This window comes from Nitrospina watsonii (assembly GCF_946900835.1).
GTDB classification, from domain to species: Bacteria; Nitrospinota; Nitrospinia; order Nitrospinales; family Nitrospinaceae; genus Nitrospina; species Nitrospina watsonii.
In genome coordinates, this window is sequence record NZ_OX336137.1 from 443,655 (window position 1) to 456,340 (window position 12,686).

At 59.0% G+C, this 12,686-nt stretch carries 14 protein-coding genes; 7 read left to right on the plus strand and 7 right to left on the minus strand.

All coding sequences use genetic code 11. The features are described 5' to 3' along the window. The first annotated feature begins 111 nt into the window (after nt 1–111). Both QML71_RS01995 and QML71_RS02000 read left to right on the plus strand, forming a co-directional pair. Complete coding sequence (locus QML71_RS01995; RefSeq protein ID WP_282010224.1) at nt 112–981, plus strand: Dyp-type peroxidase domain-containing protein; 870 nt, start codon at nt 112–114, stop codon at nt 979–981. A 132-nt stretch (nt 982–1,113) separates the two neighbouring features. Beyond that, nucleotides 1,114–1,617: a tetratricopeptide repeat protein gene (locus QML71_RS02000; protein ID WP_282010225.1), complete on the plus strand. Its 504-nt coding sequence runs from the start codon at nt 1,114–1,116 to the stop codon at nt 1,615–1,617. A gap of 63 nt (nt 1,618–1,680) precedes the next feature. On the opposite strand, the gene QML71_RS02005 is transcribed toward QML71_RS02000, so the two are convergent. Beyond that, entirely contained in the window at nt 1,681–2,787 is a 1,107-nt protein-coding gene (locus tag QML71_RS02005) for a Glu/Leu/Phe/Val family dehydrogenase (RefSeq protein ID WP_282010226.1), read from the minus strand. A gap of 588 nt (nt 2,788–3,375) precedes the next feature. Between QML71_RS02005 and QML71_RS02010 the strand changes: the two genes are divergently transcribed. Beyond that, nucleotides 3,376–5,424 carry a tetratricopeptide repeat protein gene (locus QML71_RS02010; RefSeq protein ID WP_282010227.1) on the plus strand — a complete coding sequence of 683 codons (2,049 nt, stop codon included), beginning with the start codon at nt 3,376–3,378 and terminating at the stop codon, nt 5,422–5,424. A 45-nt stretch (nt 5,425–5,469) separates the two neighbouring features. Here the strand turns inward: QML71_RS02010 and modC are convergent, their stop codons facing one another. Genes modC through modA form a run of 3 tightly spaced genes read right to left on the minus strand, consistent with a single transcriptional unit; the run spans nt 5,470 to nt 8,020 of the window. Further along, nucleotides 5,470–6,570, minus strand: a complete 1,101-nt coding sequence (gene modC, locus QML71_RS02015) for a molybdenum ABC transporter ATP-binding protein (RefSeq protein ID WP_282010228.1) — start codon at nt 6,568–6,570, stop codon at nt 5,470–5,472. Then, entirely contained in the window at nt 6,567–7,247 is a 681-nt protein-coding gene (modB, locus tag QML71_RS02020; protein WP_282010229.1) for a molybdate ABC transporter permease subunit, read from the minus strand. Before modB ends, modC begins: the two co-directional genes overlap by 4 nt. A gap of 5 nt (nt 7,248–7,252) precedes the next feature. Then, nucleotides 7,253–8,020, minus strand: a complete 768-nt coding sequence (gene modA / locus QML71_RS02025) for a molybdate ABC transporter substrate-binding protein (protein ID WP_282010230.1) — start codon at nt 8,018–8,020, stop codon at nt 7,253–7,255. 187 nt (nt 8,021–8,207) lie between these two features. Here modA and QML71_RS02030 point away from each other — a divergent pair, with 187 nt between their 5' ends. The 3 genes from QML71_RS02030 to QML71_RS02040 are packed head-to-tail and all read left to right on the plus strand — an operon-like array spanning nt 8,208 to nt 9,510. Continuing rightward, nucleotides 8,208–8,444, plus strand: a complete 237-nt coding sequence (locus tag QML71_RS02030; RefSeq protein ID WP_282010231.1) for a hypothetical protein — start codon at nt 8,208–8,210, stop codon at nt 8,442–8,444. Between the two features lie 7 nt (nt 8,445–8,451). Further along, nucleotides 8,452–8,724 (plus strand): acylphosphatase, encoded by a 273-nt coding sequence (locus tag QML71_RS02035; protein WP_282010232.1) that lies wholly within the window; start codon nt 8,452–8,454, stop codon nt 8,722–8,724. A gap of 12 nt (nt 8,725–8,736) precedes the next feature. After that, nucleotides 8,737–9,510, plus strand: a complete 774-nt coding sequence (locus tag QML71_RS02040; RefSeq protein ID WP_282010233.1) for an ABC transporter ATP-binding protein — start codon at nt 8,737–8,739, stop codon at nt 9,508–9,510. Between the two features lie 2 nt (nt 9,511–9,512). On the opposite strand, the gene QML71_RS02045 is transcribed toward QML71_RS02040, so the two are convergent. Continuing rightward, the gene (locus QML71_RS02045; protein ID WP_282010234.1) at nt 9,513–10,727 is read right to left on the minus strand and encodes a ChaN family lipoprotein; all 1,215 of its coding nucleotides are present in this window, start codon (nt 10,725–10,727) and stop codon (nt 9,513–9,515) included. Nucleotides 10,728–10,922: 195 nt separating this feature from the next. Between QML71_RS02045 and rpsU the strand changes: the two genes are divergently transcribed. Next, nucleotides 10,923–11,117 carry a 30S ribosomal protein S21 gene (gene rpsU / locus QML71_RS02050; protein ID WP_282010235.1) on the plus strand — a complete coding sequence of 65 codons (195 nt, stop codon included), beginning with the start codon at nt 10,923–10,925 and terminating at the stop codon, nt 11,115–11,117. A gap of 154 nt (nt 11,118–11,271) precedes the next feature. On the opposite strand, the gene QML71_RS02055 is transcribed toward rpsU, so the two are convergent. Together QML71_RS02055 and rlmB are read right to left on the minus strand one after the other, a co-directional pair. Further along, nucleotides 11,272–11,760 carry a desulfoferrodoxin family protein gene (locus QML71_RS02055; protein ID WP_282010236.1) on the minus strand — a complete coding sequence of 163 codons (489 nt, stop codon included), beginning with the start codon at nt 11,758–11,760 and terminating at the stop codon, nt 11,272–11,274. A gap of 119 nt (nt 11,761–11,879) precedes the next feature. Then, on the minus strand, nt 11,880–12,683 hold the full coding sequence (gene rlmB / locus QML71_RS02060) for a 23S rRNA (guanosine(2251)-2'-O)-methyltransferase RlmB (RefSeq protein WP_282010237.1): 804 nt from the start codon (nt 12,681–12,683) through the stop codon (nt 11,880–11,882). Nucleotides 12,684–12,686 lie beyond the last annotated feature (3 nt).

Here is a 12,686-nt window from a genome sequence, read left to right on the forward strand (position 1 = left end):
TTTTGGGGGCCTGTTCCCGCTCCGTTTGCAAGGCCTCCATTACTTTTGTCTTCATTCCATCCGGTTTGGTGTTAGAGTGAACGGTTTCCATTTTCAAACCGGATGGTCCGTATGTCCCGATCGCAGACAGGCATTGTTTCCACCCCCGGCCGGCACTCCTGCGTCCTCATTTACGAGGTGGTGGATTTGCCAATGAACGCCATGAGCGTCGGTCAGTTTTCGGTGATGGTGCCGGGCTTTGTGTCGGACGTACTGAAAAAGTATCCGGGCGAGAAGATCTCCTGCGTCGTCGGCTTCGGTCCCATGTTCTGGCTGCTCGCCTGGCACGGCAAGAAGCCGCGCCGGCTGCGTCCTTTTGAAACGCTGGAGGCGGAGGGTCGCGAGTTCCCGGCGACGGAAGGCGACCTGATGTTCTACCTGCACGCCGGGCAACTCGAATGCCTGCGTGACATGGTGGCCTACATCGACCACAATCTGTCCGGCCTGGTGAAGCCCCTGGACCGGGTGTGGGGCGAATCGCCCGCCATCACCTTTCCGGATCAGGAGTCCAAACCGGCGGAGGGTGTGCCGGATGCGGTCTTCATCGACAGGCAGGAAGCCGATTTTTCCCGCGGCAGCTTTGCGCTGGTGCAGAACTACCGGCACGCGCTGGATGAAACCCGCACGGTGGCGGTGCCGATCCAGGACACGGCGCGCCAACTGGAGCGGGAGGAGCACCTGCTGGTGCACTCGTTGCCCTACCGCAACGACAGCGAAGCGGGCACGCTGGTCATGTTGTTTCACAGCGATCCCGACAGCGTCGATGCGGTGCTCGAGCGGGCGCTGGAAATCCCGGCGGCGGCGGGCGAGCCGCACTGGACCGAGACCCTGCGGCCGGTTTCCGGCGCGCGGTTTTTCGTGCCGTCGATCGATGTGTTGACGGGTCTGCGCATGGGCGGCATCCGCATGAACCGGTTTTCCCCCACCCAGCAATATTCCTGAACGTTCGCCGCAGCGGACCGCACCCACTGCGCCCATCCGCCGTCGGTTTTTCAGAACCCATCGAATTTGTTACAATCAACGCTCCATCTCATTGGATTGCGAACACGAACACCGCACAGGAAGTGACGTTTTATGAGTGAAGATCACAACCCGCCGGAGCAGGCGGCGCCCAATCCGGAAATCGAAGCCCTCAAGACAACCGCCGAGCAGAATCCCGACGATGTGGAGGCGTGGTTGAATCTGGGAGCGTCCTGCCTCAATCATTTGAACGGGGACGAAGCGATGAAGGCGTTCCGCCGTGCCGTGCAGCTGGCTCCTGAAAATGCGCAAGCGCATTTCGGCTTGGCGCAGTCGTTCGATGCGCTCAATCGTTACGAAGAAATGATCGACGCGTTCCGCGAAGCGGCGTTCCTGTCTCCCGACTGGCCGGAAGCGCATTATCATCTTGGAGTGGCGTGCATGGTGGTCGGCGATTACGAAGGAGCCGGGGAAGCCTTCAAGCAGGCGCTCGAGGTGAAGGCCGATTATGCGGAAGCGCACCGCGTGTTGAGCGTGGTGTACGGTTTGCAGGGAGAAAAGGAAGCCTCCCAGCACCACAAGCAGGAAGCCGTGCGTTTGAACCCCGAATTCGGTTGAAACCCGGCACGGCCCGCCACCGGTTGGCAGCCGGCCGTGTGGAATCGAGTTCCTCTCGCCTGTTCATGTGTTCGCGTACAGTCCCATCTTTTTGAGCAGGGGTTCCCGCGCCATCTTCATGGCCGCGTCGTGCGGAAACTGCTTGCGTTCCCGCACCCGTTTCAGCAACCGCGTGGTGTTGCGGTAAACGGTTTTGCGGATGGCGTCGAACGCTTCTTCCCGGGTTCGCCCTCCAAACTCCGCCGCTGCACAGATGACGCCGCCGCTGTTGGCGATGATGTCGGGGATGACAACGATGCCGCGTTCGTGCAGCACACGGGCCGCTTCGTGCGTGATCGGGATGTTGGCTCCCTCCAGCACCAGTGTTGCTTTGAGCAGATGCTGGTTGGCTTCGGTGAACACATCCGGCCGTGCGGCGGGGATGAAGATGTCGCAGTCGATGCCGAGTGCGGCGTCGCGTTGCAGGACCTGTCCCTGTTTGGCGGCCGCCAATTTTTCCCCGCGCCCCACGTGCTGCATCAAGGCTGGAATATCGAGCCCCGACGCATCATGCAGTGTGGCTTCCGAGTCGCTGACGGCGACGATGCGGGCGCCGCGTTCCAGCATGAACCGGGCGGCGGCGCGTCCGACATTGCCGAAACCCTGGATGACCACGCGCGCGTCCGGCAGCGGCATCTGCATCCATTCACTGGCGGCATCGGCTGCCACCGCGACACCGAAACCGGTGGCGCCCAGTTCATCCAGCGGCAATCCGCCCAGCGCAGTTGGCAGGCCTACGGCGCGCCCGATCTCCTCCTGCACCCAGGCCATGCTTTGTTCGTCGGTGCCCATGTCGGGACCCGGAATGTATTCCTCCAGGTGCCGGATGGACCGCGCGAACTCGCGCACCCAGGCTTCTTTCTGGTCGCTGCCGGCATCGCCGATGATGGCGGACTTGCCGCCGCCGTACGGCAAATCGTTGAGCGCGTTCTTCAACGTCATGGCGCGTGCCAGGCGGAACACCTCGCGCGTGGACACATCGGTGGCCATGCGGCAACCGCCAATGGCGGGACCCATGGCCAGGTTGTCCACCACCACGATGGCGCGCAGTTGGGTTTTGGGTTCGTAAATGTGCAGGATTTTGACGGGGCCGAGATCGTCGGCAAAACTGTCCACGTATTGAGCACTCATACAAGGACCCCTTTCAAGGTTGAGTTTTCTGGAGCGAGGGGGCATCCATTTTTTAACCTAAACAGAGTGGTGGATGCCCGGAATCGATGTTTGTCCGTGTTTGATGACCTCCAACGATTTTGCGGGATGGGTGCCCGGCTTCACGGCACCGTTAAGTTGATTCAGTATTAAAAATCAACATGATCTCCCTAATAAATATGATCACCCCGGAACGGATTCGCCAACAAATCGGTCACCCGTTTTCAGAATCCGAATGTGGGGTCCATGCAAAATGTGACTTGCGGCACGGCGTGGAAAAGAGGCCGGTCCGTATATGGGCCGCCATGAATGCGGCCCGCAGCGCCTGGCCTCTGCCCTTTGGCAGTGTAAACGCTTTTTTTTTATGGGTTTGGTTGTTGACAGTGCCTCAAATTTTACTAAAATCTAAATGATCATCTCCCAGTGAAGCGTCGTTTTTAAAACGCTTCGATTACCACCCTGTTTCTGTCAAACAGGGATTCATGGCCCGACAAGTGGTTTCTACAAGGGTGTGTCTGGACCCCCAATCCGACCCTGCCTTGGTTTTCATGGATGAGAAAGGGAAAATGAATGGGTGGTAAAGGCGTTGCGCAAACGCTTCAGGAAGTTCTCACCAACCTGCAAACTCAGTTGAAGGAAAAAACCGCTCAACTGAATGCGGCGAAGAAGCAGATTGCCGATTTGCAACAGGGGGGTGGAGGTCCGGATCTCTCCGGTGAACTGGAGGCGGAAAAACAAAAGCGCGAAGCTACGGAACAGGCTTTGGCAGAAGCGAGCGCAAAAGCCGCCGAACTGGAGAAAAAGGTTTCCGAAGGCGCCGCCGCCGGTCTCTCCAGTGGTGCCGAACTCAATCAGGAAATCGAGAAACGCACCCGGGCCGAACAGGAATTGATGGGCAAGACTCAGGAGCTGCTCAACCTCAAGCAGCAGGTTCTCGATGAACAGGCCCTGCGGCAGAAGGCCGAAGCCGCCCTGCAACAGGCTCCGACCTCCGCGGGCGGGGTGTCCGATTCGCAATACCAGTTGGAAGTGCAGAAGCGCGAAGGCCTGGAAGCGCAGGTCAAGGATTTGCAGGCGCGTCTGGAAGAAGCCCAGAAGGCCGTGTCGTCCGCGCCCAGTGCCGACGCTTTGCAACGCGAATTGGACCTCGTTAAAAAATCCGAAGAGTTGGCGAAGATGGAGAAGGCCAACCTCGAAAGCCAGTTGCAGACCACCCAGGCCAAGCTCGACGAAGCCCTCCAACGCCCCGAAGACACCGGCGAATCCGATGCTTTGAAGGAACAACTGGAAGCGGTCCAGTCCGAACTCGAATTGCTGCGTGATTCGGAACAAAGCCTGCGCGACAACGAAGAAGCCCTGATGAACGAGAAGATGGAGTTGCAGAACGAAACGCTCGCTCTGCAAACCCAACTCGGTGATCTCGAAACCCAGCTGGAAGAGGCGAAACGTCAGGCCTCGCAGGGTTCGGGCGAAGTGGAATCGCTGAAAAAAGAAATCGAACTCAATCAAAAGGCGGAAGAGCTTCTCAAAACGGAAAAGGAATATCTGGCCAGCCAGGTGCAGGAATTGCAGACCAGTCTGGAGCAGGCCAAACAGGCCGGTGGCGAGACCGCAGCGTTGCAAAAGGAAGTGGCGGCGTTGAAGCAGTCGGAAGAGGCCCTCACTGCGGAGAAGACGTCACTCGAGCAACAGTTGAAGGACGCCTACACGAAGGTGGACACGGCGTTGAAGCAGGCGGCAGCGGGTTCCGGAAAATCCGAATCGCTGGAGCAGGAACTGGAACAGTTGCGCCAGAACAAAGAACAGTTGCGCCAGGAAAAAGCGGAATTGGAAAAACAGTTGAACGCCGCCAATGCGAAGATTCAGGAAGTGGAACAAAAGTTCACCGACACCCAGGAACTGGAAGCGCTCAAGAAGGAAGTGGAGCAGGCCAAAAAGAGCGAGGAACTGCACAAGCAACAAACCGAGAACCTGGAAGGCCAGTTGCGCAAATACCAGGAAGACCTGCAACACCTGCGCTCCGGAATTCAAATGGAGTCGGAAGCCCGCGCCCGCGCGGAAGCGGAAGTGCGGTCGATCCAATCGCAGATCAGTGCGGCGGCCGCCGTGTCCTCGGCCCCGGAACCCGAACCGGCTGCGGCCCCTCCCGCCCGGCCCGCGGCGCCGCCTCGCCCGGCAGCCCCGGCACCGCCGCAACCGGGACGCCCCGCCGCTGCTCCGCCCGGCGGCGGAGCGGACGACCGCGAGATCGAACGCATCAAACAACTGATCAAACAGAAGCCGCGCGATCCGCGCCTGCACGCCCAACTGGGCAAGATGTATGCGGACAAGAAACGGTATCAGGATGCCGTCGCGCCGTTGACGCAGGCCATCCGCCTCAATCCGCGCGACGCGCAGGCGTGTTTCATGCTGGGCAACACGCAGTACCGGCTGGATCATTATAAAGAAGCGCTGGATGCGTTCAACAAAGCCGTGCGCGCCAACCCGAAGTACGCGGAAGCGCATTTTTACCTGTGTACGCTCAACGAACTGGTCGGCAACGAAGACGTCGCGCAGCGGCATTATCAGAAAGCCATCAAGCTCGATCCCGACATCGAAAACAAAATGGGCATGATCTGAAGGTTCCGGTCGCCCGCCCGCCCACCTTTTTTCTTTCAAGTAAAATCAAAACTCCGGCAACTCGTGCACCATCTGCACCGCTTTGATGTGCGCGTACACCTTCTGTCCCGGTTTCAGTTCCAGCCGCGCCAGCGATTTGCGCGTGATGGTGGCCAGCACGGGTTGACCGATGTCGATCTTGATGTCCACCGCGTGCGCGGCGGGACCGCGCGGCAAAACCTCGACCACCGTCGCCTCCAGGATGTTCAGCACGCTGGTCTGGGTGGACGCCGGGCTCACCACCAGGCTGATGTCCCGCGCCAGAATGTGCAGACGCAACGGCCTCCCGGCTTCCACTTTCTGTTTGGGCAGATACAAAAACTGATCGCCGTAGCGCACGCGGGTGAGCGCGAACGCGTCGTCGTGATCGACCACCGTGGTGTCGAGCAGCGTTCCAGCGAGACCGGGATCGATGCGTTCCCCCGGCGGCAGATCGGTCAACACCTGTTGCGCCGGACCGCAGGCGATCACCCGCCCCGCCTTCAACAACACCAGCGTGTCCACCAGTTGCAGAATTTCTTCCAGCGAATGACTGACATAAACGATGGGCAGTCCGAGCTCGGTGCGCAGTTTCAGCAGGAAGGGCAAAATTTCCAGCTTGCGCGCGGTGTCGAGGTTGGCCAGCGGTTCGTCCATCAGCAACAGGCGCGGGCTGGTCAGCAAGGCGCGGCCGATGGCGACGCGTTGCTGCTCGCCGCCGGACAGGTTGCGCGGCATGCGGTTCAAAAGCGGCGCCAGTTCCAACAGCGAGACGATGTGATCGAAGTCGATGCGGCGTTCGTGTTCGGCAATGCGCCGGTAGCCGTAGTGCAGATTGCCCTGCACGGTGAGGTGCGGAAACAGGCGTGCATCCTGAAAGACGAGGCCGATGGCGCGCTGGTGGACGGGACGAAACCGTCCCGTCGATTCATCCTGCCAGACGGCGTCGCCGATGCGGAAATAACCGGAAGGCGACCGCGTCAGCCCGGCCATGCAGCGCAGCAGGGTGGTCTTGCCGCTGCCAGACCGGCCGAAGATCACGGTGACGCCGTGCGCGGGCACATCCAACTCCGCATTCAATTCAAAGCCGGGGTAAGGGATGTGAAACTGTGCGGTCAGGCGGCTCATGAAACGTGCAGGGGCAGGCGGCGGTTGAAGGAATACACGATCAACAACACAACGAACGAAAACAACAGCAGGCCGCCGGACAACCAGTGCGCCTGTGCGTATTCGAGCACTTCAACGTGATCGTAGATGGCGATAGACACGACTTTGGTTTTGCCGGGGATGTTGCCGCCCACCATCAGCACCACGCCGAACTCGCCCAGGGTGTGCGCGAAGCCCAGCACCATGGCGGTGATGTAACCGCGTACGGCCAGGGGCGAGGCAACGGTGAAGAACGCATCCCACTTCGAGGCGCGCAACGCCCAGGCCGCTTCGAGGTACGGACGGCCGATCGATTCGAACGCGCCCTGCAACGGTTGCACGACAAACGGCAGCGAGTACAACGTGGAAGCGATGACCAGGCCCGGAAACGTGAACGCCAGGGAGGCGCCGGTCCACGCCTGCATGGGGCCGCCCAGAATGCCGTTGGCGCCGAGCGCGATCAACAGGTAAAAACCCAGCACCGTCGGCGGCAGCACCAGCGGCAGTGCGACCACCGCCTCGATCCACACCTTCCAGCGCGATCGGGTTTGCGACAACCACCATGCCAGCGGCGTGCCGATCAGGAGCAGCACGACCACCGTCATGCCCGCCAGCTTGAGTGTGAGCAGTATCGGTTGCCAGTCGATGGGGGTCTCCATGTGCGTCAGTCTCCCGAAACCGTGTAGCCGGATTGTTCGATCATCTGTTTCGCTTGCGCGCTCCGCAAAAAGCGCATCAATGCGGTGGCGGCACCGTTGCCGCGCCCTGTTGCCAGCAGCACGGCATCCTGCTCGATGGGATCGTGATAGTGCGGCGGCACGTCCCAGCGGCTGCCCTGTTGCGAAGGCGGCAGCGCCAGCACCTGCGACAGCGCGACGAACCCGATCTCGGCGTTGCCGGTGGCGGCGAACTGGAAGGCCTGCCCGACGTTTTCACCGCGCACGAGGCGCGGCTGCAACGGCTCCCACAGATTCAGTGTTTGCAACGTCGATTGCGCGGCTTTGCCGTACGGCGCGGTTTTCGGATTGGCCAGCGCCAGGTGACGGAACGTGCCTCGCTTCAAGACCGATGCGCCATCGCCGTCGATGCCTTTGGGGTCGGCGCTCCACAGCGTCAACCGTCCGATCGCGTACGTGAAGCGCGATCCCGTCACCGCGAGTTGTTGCTCTTCCAGAAGCTCGGGCCGTTTGGCATCCGCCGCCAGAAAAACGTCGAAGGGCGCGCCGTGCACGACCTGCGCGAACAACTTGCCGGTGCTTCCGGAGACGATGCGCGCGCGGTGTTCCGTTTCGGCTTCGAACGCTTTTGCAATGTGCTGGAACGGTCCCAGGAAATTGGAAGCCACCGCCACCGTCGCCGTTTCGGCCCACGCCCCGGCGGGCAGGGCGGCCCATCCGGCAATAGCCCATAAAAAAAACAGTGTCCGCCGCATTCTGAAACTCCGCTGGAGTGGAAGGATGCCGATTCTGTGTCTCGCGCTTCGTTATATATCATAAAACATAACGGACTGTCAAGCCGTTGCCGCAGTCTCTTTTGAGAAGGTGTGAGTGCGTGGTGTGGTTGCAGGGAGCGCCTGAAAATCGTTGCAAAGGCAAAACCGGAACGCTACCATATGAACCATGGAAAAAAACTTTGAGCCTTTAAAAGAACGTTTGCGGGAAATCAACGGTCGTTTGGATGCGGAGGAGCAGGCGTATTTCAGTCCGTTGATCGAAAATTTCAGTGGGGGTTTGTCTGAGTTTCAGCGCATCATGCGCGATTTGGGCAAGTTCGGTGAAAAGATCGGCGAAGGATCCAAATTCGGCATCTACCGGGAGATCCAGCAACTTTATGACCAGGGCAACCGTGGAAGTTGAGCGAGCCATGAGCGAGGCTGCTGTTCGTTTGAAAGTCGAGGGACGTGTGCAGGGTGTGTTCTTTCGTGCCAGCACGGAAAGGGTGGCGAAGGAACTCGGTGTTGCCGGCTGGGTGCGCAACCTCGATGACGGCTCGGTGGAAATCCATGCCGAAGGCGGCCGCGAAACGCTGGACCGCCTGATCGACTGGTGCCGCCAGGGTCCCACTCTGGCCCGGGTCGAGAACGTCGATGTGAACTGGACGTCGGTTGAAGGCCTCCGCTCTTTTGATATCCGCTGACCCCCGCCTGCCGTGATTGAACTCACCCACCTCACTAAACGCTACCGCGATGTGGACGCCGTCAAGGGTCTCAATCTGACCGTCCCCGCGGGAGAATTTTTCGGCTTTCTCGGTCCCAACGGCGCCGGCAAAACCACCACCATCAAGATGCTGGTCGGGTTGTTGAAACCGACAAGCGGCAGCGTGCTGATTGGCGGGCATGACGTCAGCACCGATCCGCTGCGCGCCAAAGCCATCCTCGGTTACATCCCCGACCGGCCCTTCATTTACGAAAAACTGACCGGCCGCGAATACCTGATGTTCATTGCGGAGTTGTACGGCATCGATATGAAAACCGCCGCCGAGCGCGCCGAGGAGTACCTGGCGTTTTTCGATCTCATGGATTCCGAGCATGCGTTGATCGAAGGCTACTCGCACGGCATGAAGCAGAAGCTCATCATCTCCGGCGCGCTGCTGCACGATCCTGAGGTGTTGATCGTGGATGAACCGATGGTGGGTCTCGATCCCAAGGGCGCGCGCCAGGTAAAACAACTGTTCACGGATTTATGCCGCAAGGGCGCCGCCGTGTTCATGTCCACGCATTCGCTCGGCATCGCGCAGGCCATGTGCGACCGCATCGGCATCATTCAGAAAGGTGAAGTCATTGCTTTGGGATCGATGGACGCACTGCGGCGCATGGCGAAGAGGGATCAGGAAAACCTGGAACTGGAAGATATTTTTCTGGAACTGACCGGCGACACCAACCTGGAGCGGTTGGGTATTTCGATGGAACACCCGGCGGCCTGAGTTCACTCCGTGTGCGGTTCCGTCATTTGTTGCAGCACACCTTCCACCTGGACCTCCCGTTCATCCCGCATCACGTGCACGCGTACCGTCTCACCGAAATCGTGTTGTTGCAGGCGCGACGTCAACTCTTCCGTATCCACCACGCGGATGCCGTTCAGTTTTTGAATGAGATCGTTTTTCTTCAGGCCCATGCGCTCGGCATTGGAGTTCGGCATCACCCGCACCACCCGCAGACCGTCGTCGTGGTCTTCCAGGTACACGCCGAGGCGGATGCGTAATGGCGGCGGCACCACGTAGTCCAGTTTCCAGCCGAAGTCGGCGCTGTACAGGGGAATGCCGGTCGATTCGAATTTCATTTCACGGTCTTTCAACTCGGTCGGGATCTCCGTCACCGTCGGCAGGACGATCGAGTAGGCGTGGGGCACGCGGCGGAACGCGCGCTTGGGAATGCCGTAACCGTATTGGACATGAAACCCCCCGGCCAGCACCACCAGTTTCCAATCCGGGTAACGGTCATCGGTCAAAAATTCGGCGACGGCTTCGGCCATGCTTTCCTCCCACAACAGCAGCATGTGGTAGGGATGAAACCCTTCGGTGGAGTGAGAGGCGTGACCGCCGAACAACGCCATCGAGTACGCGCGGTGATAGGGATCGTCGGCGTCGATGTCCGGCAACCCTTCCTGTTCCAGCCCGCCTTCACGCAGGCGTTGCTCCAGCGATTCGCCGGATTTCAATCCGAGCAGCGGAATGCGCTGCGCCTTGAGGTAATCGAAAATCGGCCGATACAGCTGGATGCCCAGGCCCCAGTTTTCGCGGAACAGTTTGCGGAACTGGCGGTCGGTCAGCTTGCCTTCGTGCCAGAGGTCGAGCTGATTCTGCGCCGGGCGCCGGAACATTTCCATGCCGACGGCGACCTTGCCGGGATACCGCGCGTGCAGGTCGCGGATGATTTCCATCTGCACGCGGTGCGCTTCCAGGTTGTCGTGGGTCTCGCCGATGTAGATCACGCGCGACGTGGACACCGTATCCATAAGCTGTTTCTGGGTGACGACGACGCCGGTGGGCAGGTGCAGGATCTGTCCGGTTTCCAGCTCCGACAGGCTTTTGTAAGGGGAACCGTTGTTGGGGACAGCGAACTCCGTCGCCCCGGAAAGGACCGGATTTCCTAAAACCACCAGAAATAAAGTGATTGTCAGCGTGTGTTGAATTCTGTGCATGAGCCTCCGCGAGCGTGGGCGCTTCCTCGGTTTCAGGAGTACCAGAACCGGTGTCCCAAACACAAGTTCAAAAGCCTTGAAAACCGAAGAATGCAATCGTTAGCGCTTGACTTCATTCATCCATTTTTTATAATGACACCTTTAAAATAGACGCCTTGGGCCGTTAATTCCATTATTTTTGGGAGGTTGAGTTTTTTGTTAGAAGTCGTTGTTCATCAGAATCAGGTCGATAAAGCATTGAAAGCCTTGAAGCGGCAAATGACCAAGGAAGGCTTGTTGAAAGAATTGAAACGACGCCGATTTTACGAAAAACCCTCGGTCAAAAAGAAGCGCAAGCAGAAAGAAGCGAAGAAGAAACGCAAGTCCGCACAACGCAGAGGACACGGCTGATCTTCGGATAGGTTTTCATAGACTTCGAAAAAGGGCTGGTACTTTTTGAGTGAAAAAGGTATCAGCCCTTTTTGTGTTTGGGCCGACCGGGCTTTCGGCACTCCCTCGGAATTGTCAAGGTCGCGCGACTTTCTGATCGGCCCAATTTGAGCTCTCAAGCATCGACACGGATGGATTTGGTGCCTTCCCACAGGCCATGGAGATTGCAATGTTCAATGGCTCTCAAAGTGGTCGATGCAGTCAGGGTCAACGTTACCTTGAATTTTGCTTGCGTGAAATTGGGGGTCAGGACGATCTTGGTCAGAAAAATATCCCCGGCGTACAGGTCCACCCAATCGATGTAGTGCTCCGGAATCATTTCGTGCATATTTTGGCCGACTTGAACTTCCACGTTAAACGGTTCGCCCGCTTTCACCTCGCCGGGTGCGAAAATGATGGGAACATGTCCTTTTTCATGGCCCTGCAAATTCGAAGAGTCTTTGGCGCGATTGATTTGCGTAAACCAGGATTTGTCCTCCGAGTAAGCCGGTTGCGCATAAAAAAGCCTCGACCCAAGCATTGCCACGAAAAACGAAAAACCGGTCAGGACCGAGTTGCGGACAAAACCACGGCGCGTGAGAGAATCAGAATTCATGATAGACATCTCCAAAAAACTGGTTACGGAGCGGGTAGGTTTATGGCTCCCATTGCTTCCAGTGAGTATATATCGAGATATTGAGTCAACAGCTCTTAAATTCGCGGGTCCGGGTAGAGCTGGCCGACTCAGAGTCTGTTCTTTTTATTTGTGTGTTTGGAAGAGGAGGCCGGGTTGGGATTGGCCCGGCGTTGCCGCAGGATTTCGTAGAACAGGATGCCTCCCGCCACCGAGGCGTTCAGCGATCCCAACTCGCCGTCCATGGGAATGGAGACGACGAAATCGCAGGCCTTGCGCGTGGACAGGCGCAGGCCTTTGCCTTCGCCGCCGATCACCAGCGCCACGGCCATGTTGAACTCGAAGCGGTCGCAGGACGGACTGCCTTCCATATCCACCCCTACAATCCAGAATCCCGATTCCTTGAGCGCGGCGATGGCGCTGTTGAGGTTGGTGACCACGCTGACCGGCAAATGCTCGATCGCGCCGGAAGAACAGCGCGCCACGGTGTCGTTCAGCGGCGCGGCGCGATGTTTCGGCACGATGAGGCCCTGCATGCCGAGGACGTACGCGGAGCGGATTAATGCGCCCAGGTTTTGCGGGTCCTGGATGCCGTCGAGCAGGGCGACCACCGGCCGCTCCGTCGCTTTGAACGCGTTTTCCATCAAAGCGTGCAGTCCCAACGTCGGCACCGGCGCGAAGAAGCCGACGACGCCCTGCTGGCCCAACTCGCCGAAACGTTTGCGGAAGGCCTCGCGCGGCAGAAATTCGACGGTGATCTTGCGCTTGCGCGCCAGCGTCTGAATGTCGTTCAGCCGCGCCGGGTTTTTATTTTTTTCGAGTACGATGCGGTAGCAGTAACGGGTGCCCGTTTCCAGGGCATGGTGCACCGGGTGCACGCCGTACACGCACTCCTGATTATCTTGATTCGGCATGAT

What these genes read in the sequence shown, in the direction of transcription:
- QML71_RS02010 (WP_282010227.1), top strand. Translation starts at nt 3,376, where the DNA reads ATGGGTGGTAAAGGCGTTGCGCAAACGCTTCAGGAAGTTCTCACCAAC.
- modC (WP_282010228.1), bottom strand. Translation starts at nt 6,570, where the DNA reads ATGAGCCGCCTGACCGCACAGTTTCACATCCCTTACCCCGGCTTTGAA.
- QML71_RS02035 (WP_282010232.1), top strand. Translation starts at nt 8,452, where the DNA reads ATGAGCGAGGCTGCTGTTCGTTTGAAAGTCGAGGGACGTGTGCAGGGT.
- rlmB (WP_282010237.1), bottom strand. Translation starts at nt 12,683, where the DNA reads ATGCCGAATCAAGATAATCAGGAGTGCGTGTACGGCGTGCACCCGGTG.
- QML71_RS02030 (WP_282010231.1), top strand. Translation starts at nt 8,208, where the DNA reads ATGGAAAAAAACTTTGAGCCTTTAAAAGAACGTTTGCGGGAAATCAAC.
- modB (WP_282010229.1), bottom strand. Translation starts at nt 7,247, where the DNA reads ATGGAGACCCCCATCGACTGGCAACCGATACTGCTCACACTCAAGCTG.
- QML71_RS02055 (WP_282010236.1), bottom strand. Translation starts at nt 11,760, where the DNA reads ATGTCTATCATGAATTCTGATTCTCTCACGCGCCGTGGTTTTGTCCGC.
- QML71_RS02000 (WP_282010225.1), top strand. Translation starts at nt 1,114, where the DNA reads ATGAGTGAAGATCACAACCCGCCGGAGCAGGCGGCGCCCAATCCGGAA.
- QML71_RS02005 (WP_282010226.1), bottom strand. Translation starts at nt 2,787, where the DNA reads ATGAGTGCTCAATACGTGGACAGTTTTGCCGACGATCTCGGCCCCGTC.
- QML71_RS01995 (WP_282010224.1), top strand. Translation starts at nt 112, where the DNA reads ATGTCCCGATCGCAGACAGGCATTGTTTCCACCCCCGGCCGGCACTCC.
- modA (WP_282010230.1), bottom strand. Translation starts at nt 8,020, where the DNA reads ATGCGGCGGACACTGTTTTTTTTATGGGCTATTGCCGGATGGGCCGCC.
- QML71_RS02045 (WP_282010234.1), bottom strand. Translation starts at nt 10,727, where the DNA reads ATGCACAGAATTCAACACACGCTGACAATCACTTTATTTCTGGTGGTT.